7 protein-coding genes and 1 pseudogene are annotated in these 8,545 nt (G+C 71.3%); 2 read left to right on the top strand and 6 right to left on the bottom strand.

The features are described from left to right. A pseudogene (locus tag DK254_RS35325) lies at positions 1-95 on the top strand (ISL3 family transposase); the annotation flags it as partial. Positions 96-158: 63 nt separating this feature from the next. On the opposite strand, the gene DK254_RS30270 reads toward DK254_RS35325, so the two are convergent. The 6 genes from DK254_RS30270 to DK254_RS30245 form a co-directional block, all read right to left on the bottom strand. Next, positions 159-1,223 carry a 2,3-butanediol dehydrogenase gene (locus DK254_RS30270; RefSeq protein WP_256596017.1) on the bottom strand — a complete coding sequence of 355 codons (1,065 nt, stop codon included), beginning with the start codon at positions 1,221-1,223 and terminating at the stop codon, positions 159-161. A gap of 64 nt (positions 1,224-1,287) precedes the next feature. Next, positions 1,288-2,400: an acetoin dehydrogenase dihydrolipoyllysine-residue acetyltransferase subunit gene (locus DK254_RS30265; protein ID WP_109936787.1), complete on the bottom strand. Its 1,113-nt coding sequence runs from the start codon at positions 2,398-2,400 to the stop codon at positions 1,288-1,290. After that, positions 2,397-3,416, bottom strand: coding sequence for an alpha-ketoacid dehydrogenase subunit beta (locus DK254_RS30260; protein WP_109936786.1), 1,020 nt, complete (start codon positions 3,414-3,416; stop codon positions 2,397-2,399). Before DK254_RS30260 ends, DK254_RS30265 begins: the two co-directional genes overlap by 4 nt. Positions 3,417-3,504: 88 nt before the next feature. Next, complete coding sequence (locus DK254_RS30255; RefSeq protein WP_109936785.1) at positions 3,505-4,479, bottom strand: thiamine pyrophosphate-dependent dehydrogenase E1 component subunit alpha; 975 nt, start codon at positions 4,477-4,479, stop codon at positions 3,505-3,507. After that, a complete protein-coding gene (locus tag DK254_RS30250; protein ID WP_371921188.1) occupies positions 4,460-5,524 on the bottom strand; it encodes an NAD(+)/NADH kinase in 1,065 nt (354 codons plus the stop codon). Before DK254_RS30250 ends, DK254_RS30255 begins: the two co-directional genes overlap by 20 nt. Before the next feature lie 8 nt (positions 5,525-5,532). Continuing rightward, on the bottom strand, positions 5,533-6,333 hold the full coding sequence (locus tag DK254_RS30245) for an SDR family NAD(P)-dependent oxidoreductase (protein ID WP_109936783.1): 801 nt from the start codon (positions 6,331-6,333) through the stop codon (positions 5,533-5,535). Between the two features lie 307 nt (positions 6,334-6,640). Between DK254_RS30245 and DK254_RS30240 the strand changes: the two genes are divergently transcribed. Then, positions 6,641-8,518, top strand: a complete 1,878-nt coding sequence (locus DK254_RS30240) for a sigma-54-dependent Fis family transcriptional regulator (protein WP_109936782.1) — start codon at positions 6,641-6,643, stop codon at positions 8,516-8,518. Positions 8,519-8,545: the final 27 nt, after the last annotated feature.

Here is an 8,545-nt window from a genome sequence, read left to right as displayed (position 1 = left end):
GCATCAAGGTGATCAAGCGCATGGCCTATGGCTTCAGGGACTCCGCCTACTTCTTCCTGAAAATCAAGGCCGCCTTCCCCGGGAAAGCGCGATGAACCTAAAAAAAGCCCCGGCCTGGCGCCGGGGCCGGGCCGTCGCCTGCGGCCCAAGGTCGGAGGTCAGGCCGCCCGTGGCGTCACTATGATCTTCACGTTGTGCTCCTTGTTGTTCACCAGTTCCTCGAAGCCCTTCTCGACGATCTGCTCCAGCTCGATGCGCCCGGTCACCAGGGGCGCGATGTCCAGGCGGCCGTCGGCGATGAAGGCGATCACGTCGGCGAACTCGCCGTTGTAGGCCAGGGAGCCGAACACCTGCTTCTCGGTGGCCACCAGCTCGAAGAAGTTGAACGCGCTGGGCTCCTCGAAGATGCCCACCAGCACGCAGGTGCCGGCCTTGCGGATGGCGTCGATGGCCAGCTTGGCGGTGTGCTTGTTGCCGATGCATTCGAAGCTGACGTCGGCGCCCAGGCCATGGGTGAGCTTGCGCACCTCTGCCAGCACGTCGCACTCGTTGGGGTCGAGCACGTGGCTGGCGCCGACCTCACGGGCCTTGGCCTTGCGCGCCGAGGACATCTCCAGGGCGATCACCTGGGCCGCGCCGGCGGCCTTCGCGCACATGATGGTGCACAGGCCGATGGTGCCGGCGCCGACCACCACCACGTTGCGCCCCAGCAGGCTGCCGGCCTTCTTCACCGCGTGCATGCCCACCGCCAGCGGCTCGATCAGCGCGCCGGCCTCGGCCGGGAAGCCGTCGGGCAGCTTGTACAGCAGGTTGGCCGGCACGTTCACCCATTCGGCGAAGGCGCCGTTGTTCATCAGCCCGGTGAAGGCCAGGTTCTCGCAGATGTTGTACAGGCCGTGGCGGCAGTAGTAGCAGGTGCCGCAGTGCTGGCAGGCGTCGGCGGCCACCACCTCGCCGGCGGCGAAGCCCTCGACGCCCTCGCCGAGCTTGACGATCTCGCCGCAGAACTCGTGGCCGAGGATGCACTGGCCCTTGATGCCGGTGAGCGGGTGCGGCGCCTCCACCGGGATGAACACCGGGCCTGCGACGTACTCGTGCAGGTCCGAGCCGCAGATGCCGCACCAGTGCACGCGGATCTGCACCCAGCCGGGCGGCGGCTCGCCGGGCAGTGGCACGCTTTCCACGCGGATGTCGTTGCGCCCGTGCCAGACCGCCGCGCGCATGCTGTTGGGGGGGATTGTCATGGTCGTCTCCCGGGGCCCGGCCGCGCGGCCGGGCCCTCGTCGGTCAATGGCGTTCGAGGAAGTCCAGCAGCAGGGCGTTGACCGCCTCGGCTGCCTCCATCTGCAGCATGTGCGCCTGCGCCGGCAGCACGTGGACCTCGGCGTTCAGGCCCTGGGCGTGGCTGGCCGGGATGATGGCGTCGGCCTCGCCCCAGATCACCAGCGCCGGGTGCCCGCCGGCCTCCAGCACGCCGCGCAGGTCCACCTGCTGGCGGCCGTCGGCGAACAGTTTGCCGGTGAGCTGGCGCAGCGCCGCGTCCACGCCTTCCAGGCGCTTGAACCTGAGCATGTCTTCCAGCATCTGCCGGGTGACCAGCGCCGCGTCGGAGAACAGCTGCACCAGCTGTGGCTTGAGGGCATTGCGGTTGCCGGCCTCGACGAAGCCCTGCAGGTAGCCGCCGTTGATCTCGGCACCCAGGCCGGCGCTGGCCAGCAGGCTCAGCGAGCGCACCCGCCGGGGCGCCAGGCGCGCGGTGTTCAGTGCCACGGCGCCGCCCATGGAGTGCCCGGCCAGGTGCACCTGCTCGATGTCCAGGTGGTCGAGCAGGGCCAGCACCGCGCCGCTCAGCTCGTCCAGGTCGCCGCGCTGCAGCGCCTTGCCCGACTCGCCGTGGCCCGGCAGGTCGAGGGCGATGACGCGGCGCCCGGCGGCCAGCGCCTCGTGGTTGAACAGCCAGTTGTTGAGGTCGCCGCCGAAGCCGTGGATCAGCAGCAGCGGTACGCCGCCTTCGCCGCGCTCGAAGTAGCGCAGCACGCGGCCGTCCAGCTCGACCTTCTGCGGCGCCGGGCCGCTGTCGGCCTCGCCGTCGCCGCCAGGGACGAATTCGGCCTGGAAGCGCTCCACCACCGCGTCTATCTCTTCCTCGCTGGCCTCACCCTCGACCACCACGCCCAGCAGCGCGCCCACCGGCAGCGTCTCGTCCTCGCGCGCCACCTGGCGCCGCAGCACGCCGGAGAAGGGCGCCTCGACGCTGCTGCTGATCTTGTCGGTCTCCACGTCGAGCACCGCGTCGCCTTTCTCGATGGCGTCGCCGTCCTGCTTGAGCCAGGCGTCGATGCGGCCTTCGGTCATCGACAGGCCCCACTTGGGCATGGTCAGGGTATGGATCCGGCTCATGCCACCTTCCTCCCTTGCACCAGCTCCAGCACCGTGGCCTCGATCTTCGCCGCGCTGGGGATGTACAGGTCCTCCAGGGCGTCGGAGAAGGGCACCGGGGTGTGCGGCGCGGTGACCTGGCGGATCGGCCCCTTGAGGGCGTCGAAGGCCTGTTCGGCGACCAATGCGGAAATATCGGTGGCCAGCGAGCAGCGTGGGTTGGCTTCGTCGATCACCACCAGGCGCCCGGTCTTCTCCACGCTTTCGAGTATGCTGTCGGCATCCAGCGGGCTGGTGGTGCGCAGGTCCAGCACCTCGCAGGAGATGCCCTGGCGCGCCAGGCTGGCGGCGGCGTCCATGGCCAGGTGGACCATGCGCCCGTAGGTCACCAGGGTCACGTCGTCGCCGTCACGCAGGAAGTTGGCTTCGCCGAACGGCACGCTGTACAGCTCTTCCGGCACCTCGCCCTGCATCGAGTAGAGCAGCTTGTGCTCGCAGAAGATCACCGGGTCGTTGTCGCGGATGGCCTGGATCAGCAGGCCCTTGGCGTCGTAAGGCGAGGACGGGCAGACCACCTTCAGCCCGGGGATGTGCGTCCACAGCGCGGTGAGCATCTGCGAGTGCTGGGCGGCGGCGCGCAGGCCGGCGCCGACCATGGTGCGGATCACCAGCGGGGTGACCGCCTTGCCGCCGAACATGTAGCGGAACTTGGCGGCCTGGTTGAGGATCTGGTCCAGGCAGCAGCCGGCGAAGTCGACGAACATCAGCTCGCACACCGGGCGCAGGCCGCGGGTTGCGGCGCCCACCGCGGCGCCGACGTAGCCGATCTCCGATAGTGGGGTGTCCAGCACGCGGCCGGGGAACTGGTGGTAGAGGCCCTTGGTGACGCCGAGCACGCCGCCCCAGGCGTCGTCCTCGCCGGGTGCGCCGGCGCCGCCGGCATTGTCCTCGCCCATGATGAACACCGTCTGGTCGCGGCGCATTTCCTGGGCCAGGGCTTCGTTGATGGCCTGCTGGTAGCTGATCTTTCTGGCCATGATGGCTCTCCTCTCATTGTTCTTCTGGGCCGAGTCGCTGGGCCCCCGCGTTCGCGGGGGTGACGGGGAAGCGCTCGGCGCGGGAATGTCAGGGATAGGCGACGTACACGTCGCTCAGCAGGTCGGCGGGCGAGGGCTTGGGATCGGCCTTGGCGCGCGCCACGGCTTCCTCGATGCTCGCTTCCACTTCCGTGTCGATGGCGTCCAGCGCCGCGGCCTGGAGCAGGCCGGCGCGGGTGGTGCGCTCGCGGAACTGCATCAGGCAGTCGCGCGTCTCGCGGTAGTGCTTGACCTCGTCGGGCGCGCGGTAGGTCTGGGCGTCACCTTCGAAGTGGCCGTAGTAGCGGGTCAGCTTCACCTCGATCAGCGACGGCCCTTCGCCGGCGCGGGCGCGCTCCACGGCGGCGCCGGCGGCCTCGTGCACGGCGAAGAAGTCGAAGCCGTCCACCGTCACCCCGGGCATGCCGAAGCCGGCGGCGCGGTCGGCGATGTGGTCGCAGGCCACCGACCAGTTCGAGGCCGTGGCCTCGGCATAGCCGTTGTTCTCGGCGACGAAGATGCACGGCAGGTTCCACACCGAGGCCAGGTTCATCGCCTCGAACACCGCGCCTTCGTTGGAGCCGCCGTCGCCGAAGAAGGCCACCGCCACCGAGCGGTTGCCCTTGAGCTTGGCGGCCAGCGCCGCGCCCGCCGCCAGGGGCGCGCCGGCGCCGACGATGCCGTTGGCGCCGAGCATGCCCTTGGACAGGTCGGCGATGTGCATGGAGCCGCCCTTGCCCTGGCAGACGCCGGTCTTCTTGCCGTAGATCTCGGCCATCATCCCGTACACGTCCACGCCCTTGGCGATGCAGTGGCCATGGCCGCGGTGGGTGGAGGCGATGCAGTCCTCGTCGTCGAGGTGCGCCATGACCCCGGCGGCGGAGGCTTCCTCGCCGGCGTACAGGTGCACGAAGCCGGGGATCTCGCCGGTGGCGAACTCCACGTGCAGGCGTTCCTCGAAGGCGCGGATGGTGCGCATCACACGGTAGGCGTGGAGCAATTGCTCAGTCGATAGCGTGGACATCTTGTTGTTCTCCAGGGTGGTTCACGGGCTTGCCAGGAACGGCCAGCAGGCGATGGCAGGCGGCGAAGGCCAGGGCGGCCTCGACGTCGATGCTCAGCGGGCCGTCGAGTTCGAGGGTGATGCTGGGGCGGTCGCTGGCGGCGAACTCGATCTCGCGTTCGCCGTCCAGGGCCAGGGTGCCGGCGCTCAGCAGCGGCAGGCGCGGCACGCCTGGTTCCAGGCTGCCGCTGGCGACGATGCCGCAGGCCTGCAGCAGGCCCGGGGCCAGGGGCGCCAGCAGCGCCTCGTCGGCCTGCGGGCCCAGGCGCAGCCAACTGCCGCGCGGGCATCGCCGCGACGCCGGGTTCCACAGCCCGCACAGCGACGACAGGCCGATGGCGTGAGGCTCGGCGAAGGCGGCGTAGATTTCCGCCAGGTCCTCGGCGCGGCTGATGGCGCGGGCGCCGGTGAAGGTCAGCGGGGAGACCGCGACTTCCACCAGGGCGATCTCGTCGATGCCCCGCGCCGGCAGCCGCACCCGCAGGCGCTTGTTGCGCCGCAGGGCGATTTCCGCCGGGATGCGCCCGCCGGCGTAGAGCCCGCCGGCCAGGCCGGCGCCGGTGGCCTCGCGCAGTTCCGGGAAGGCGTTGTTGGTGCCGGTGGACAGGCACAGCAGGGGAATGTCGCCGACCTCGGCGGCCACCGCCTTGTGCGTGCCGTCGCCGCCGAGCACGGCCACCAGGGCGACCTCCCGTGCGGCCAGCATCCGCGCGGCGAGGCGGGTGTCCTCCACGCTCTGGCGCAGCGGCATGTCGAGGAACTCCAGGCGCGGCCAGCGGCTGTCGCGGGCGTGGCGGCCGGCGCTGGCCTTGAGCACGGCGGCGGCGATGCCGGTCATGTCCGGCGGCAGCAGCACTTCGTCCACCCCGGTGGCGCCGAACGCGCCGAGCAGGCGCTGCACCACCGCGGCCTTGTCGGTGCTGGAGTAGAGCCCGGCGTTGGCGGTCAGCCGGCGCAGGTCGCGGCCCGAGGCCGGGTTGGCGATGATGCCGACGCGCAGGGGCATGGCCGCGCTCACAGCGAGAAGCCGCCGTCGACGGCGATGGCCTGGCCGGTGACGTGGGGCGCGCAGGCCAGGTACACGGCGAGCTGGCCCATGTCTTCCACGGTCTGCGCCTCGCCCTGGGGCAGCAGGCTGGCCTGGTGGCGTTCCCAGGACTGCGCCTCGCTCTCGCCCGGCTGCGCCCAGCGCCCGGAAAGGCCCTGCTCGCCGCGCCACATGCCGGTGCCGACGATGCCCGGGCACAGCGCGTTGACGGTGATGCCCTCGCGCGCCACCTCCTTGGCCAGGGCGTTGCTGAAGCCGACCACGGCGAACTTCGAGGCGCTGTAGTGGGCCAGGTCCGGGAAGCCGACCTTGCCGGCGATGGAGGCGACGTTGATGATCCGCCCGAAGCGCTGCGCGCGCATCAGCGCCAGTTCCGCCTGGCAGCAGAGGAACACGCCGCGGGCGTTGACGTTCATCACCCGGTCCCAGTCCTCGACGCTCAGCTCGGTGACCTTGTGGATGCTGATGATCCCGGCGTTGTTCACCGCCACGTCGAGGCGGCCGCGCTGGCGTTCGATCTCGCCGAGCAGGGCCTGCACGCTCTGCGGGCTGCCGACGTCCACCGTCAGCGCCAGGGCCTGGCCGCCGAGGGCGCGGACCTGGGCGGCGCCTTCCTCGGCCAGGGCCTGGTCGAGGTCGGCTATCACCAGTTCGGCGCCGGCCATGGCCAGGCTGCGGGCGATGCCCAGGCCGATGCCGCGGCCACCGCCGGTGACCAGGGCGAGCCGGCCGGCCAGGGAGAATTGCGAAGGGGCAGTAACGGACATGACGCACCTCTGGTTGTTGTTGTGGGGTGCGGGACGGCGTCCCGGTGTCGCCAGGGCTGGAGCAAGGGCGGTGCCAGGGAACGGCCTGCAGGGCGGAATGGCGCGTGCCAGAGCGGCCCGTCCGCGCTTACGGGGCCGCTTCGCGGGGCGCGGGGTGAGACGCGCCATGTCAACCTGCACGGCGCCCCGGCGAGACGCCGAGACGCTGCGTCTCACCCGGGGGCCGGCCGTCCGCGGCGCTTGTGGTGCCGGCGGTGCGGGGCTTAAATGACCGGCACAAGAACAAGGAACGAGCCGTGGAGGCCCCATGCTGCCTGCCTACTCGAAAGCCCACGTGGACTGCGTCAGCCGCGTGTTGCGCCACGCCGGGCGCCAGCCCGAAGCCCCGGTGCCGAATCTGATCCTCGACTCCTGGCGGCGGTCGATGGAACAGCACCATCTCGACCCGGGTTCGCTGCAGGGGCCGCGCATCCTCAGCCAGAGCGTGCTCAGGGAATGCCGCGAGCGCGCCGAGAGCTTCCTGCGCATCGCCGGCGAGGAGGTCTCGCGCCTGCACGGCCAGGTGCGCGACGCCGACTACTGCGTGCTGCTCACCGACGCCCAGGGCCGCACCATCGACTACCGCGTGGAATCCGCCATCCGCGGCGACTGCCGGCGCGCCGGGCTGTACCTGGGCACCTGCTGGTCGGAAGGCGAGGAGGGCACCTGCGGGGTGGCCGCGGTGCTGACCAACGGCGTGCCGGTGACAGTGCACAAGCGCGACCACTTCCGCGCCGCCTTCATCGGCCTGACCTGCTCGGCGGCGCCGGTGTTCGACCCCTGGGGCGAACTGCTCGGGGTGCTCGACGTGTCCGCCGTGGAATCCCCGGACGACCGCCGCAGCCAGCACCTGATCCGCCAGATGACGGTGCAGAGCGCGCGGCAGATCGAGAACGCCTTCTTCATGCACAGCACCCGCGGCCAGTGGGTGCTGCGCGCGCACGCGGCGCCCGGCTACGTCGACAGCCAGCCGGACTACCTGTTCGCCTGGGACGCCGACGGCCGCCTGCTGGCGCTGAACCCGGAGGCGCGGCGCTACCTGCAGGCGCGCTATGGGCAACTGCCGCAGCACATCGGCGAAGTCTTCGACCTCGACCTGCTGCGCGCCGCCGCCGACGAAAGCCCGCGTCACGTCGCCGAGCACGGCCTGCACGTGCGCCTCAGCGCGCCGAAGCGGGCGGTCAGCGTGGCCATGCCGGCCACGGACGCCACCCGGCTCGACCCGCGCGTGGCCGAGAGCCTGCGCCTGGCGGTGCGGGTGAAGGACCGCAACCTGCCGGTGCTGGTCCACGGCGAGACCGGCGCCGGCAAGGAAGTCTTCGCCCGCCAGTTGCACGAGGCCAGCGCCCGGCGCGACAAGCCCTTCGTCGCACTGAACTGCGCGGCCATCCCCGAGAGCCTGATCGAGAGCGAGCTGTTCGGCTACGTCGCCGGCGCCTTCACCGGCGCCGAGCGCAAGGGCATGCGCGGCCTGCTGCAGCAGGCCGACGGCGGCACCCTGTTCCTCGACGAGATCGGCGACATGCCCCTGGCCCTGCAGACGCGCCTGCTGCGGGTGCTGGCCGAAGGCGAGGTGGCGCCGCTGGGCGCGGCCCGGCGGCAGGCGGTGGACATCCAGGTGATCTGCGCCAGCCACCGCGACCTGGCGGCCCTGGTGGCCGCCGGGGAATTCCGCGAGGACCTGTACTTCCGCCTCAGCGGCGCGCGCTTCGAACTGCCGCCGCTGCGCGAGCGCAGCGACAAGCTGGCGCTGCTCAACCGCATCCTCGACGAGGAAGCGTCACGCTGCGGCCTGCGCCTGGGCCTGGGCGAGGCCGCGCTGGAATGCCTGCTGGGCTACCGCTGGCCGGGCAACGTACGCCAGCTGCGCCACGTGCTGCGCTACGCCTGCGCCATCTGCTCCGGCGAGAGCATCCGCCTGGAAGACCTGCCCGAGGAACTGCGCGGCGCCGCCGCCCAGCCGGCCCATGAAGCCCCCGCCAGCCCCGAGCGCCAGGCCCTGCTCGACGCCCTGGTGCGCCACCGCTGGCAGCCGGGCCCCGCGGCCCAGGCCCTGGGCATTTCGCGGGCGACGCTGTACCGGCGGGTGAAGCAGCACGGCATCGAGATGCCACGGGTGAAGCGCGAACCCGGCTGCTCTGCGTAGGATGGGTTGAGCCTTTGCGAAACCCAT

The organism is Pseudomonas sp. RW407, from assembly GCF_003176655.1.
GTDB classification, from domain to species: domain Bacteria; phylum Pseudomonadota; class Gammaproteobacteria; order Pseudomonadales; family Pseudomonadaceae; genus Pseudomonas; species Pseudomonas delhiensis.
The sequence above is the reverse complement of the archived record's forward strand: the minus strand, read 5'-3'. Positions and strand labels throughout refer to the sequence as shown.

Excerpts from the sequence above, each read along its gene's own strand:
- DK254_RS30270 (WP_256596017.1), bottom strand. The coding sequence starts at position 1,223 with ATGCGCGCGGCGGTCTGGCACGGGCGCAACGACATCCGCGTGGAAAGC.
- DK254_RS30265 (WP_109936787.1), bottom strand. The coding sequence starts at position 2,400 with ATGAGCCGGATCCATACCCTGACCATGCCCAAGTGGGGCCTGTCGATG.
- DK254_RS30260 (WP_109936786.1), bottom strand. The coding sequence starts at position 3,416 with ATGGCCAGAAAGATCAGCTACCAGCAGGCCATCAACGAAGCCCTGGCC.
- DK254_RS30255 (WP_109936785.1), bottom strand. The coding sequence starts at position 4,479 with ATGTCCACGCTATCGACTGAGCAATTGCTCCACGCCTACCGTGTGATG.
- DK254_RS30250 (WP_371921188.1), bottom strand. The coding sequence starts at position 5,524 with ATGCCCCTGCGCGTCGGCATCATCGCCAACCCGGCCTCGGGCCGCGAC.
- DK254_RS30245 (WP_109936783.1), bottom strand. The coding sequence starts at position 6,333 with ATGTCCGTTACTGCCCCTTCGCAATTCTCCCTGGCCGGCCGGCTCGCC.
- DK254_RS30240 (WP_109936782.1), top strand. The coding sequence starts at position 6,641 with ATGCTGCCTGCCTACTCGAAAGCCCACGTGGACTGCGTCAGCCGCGTG.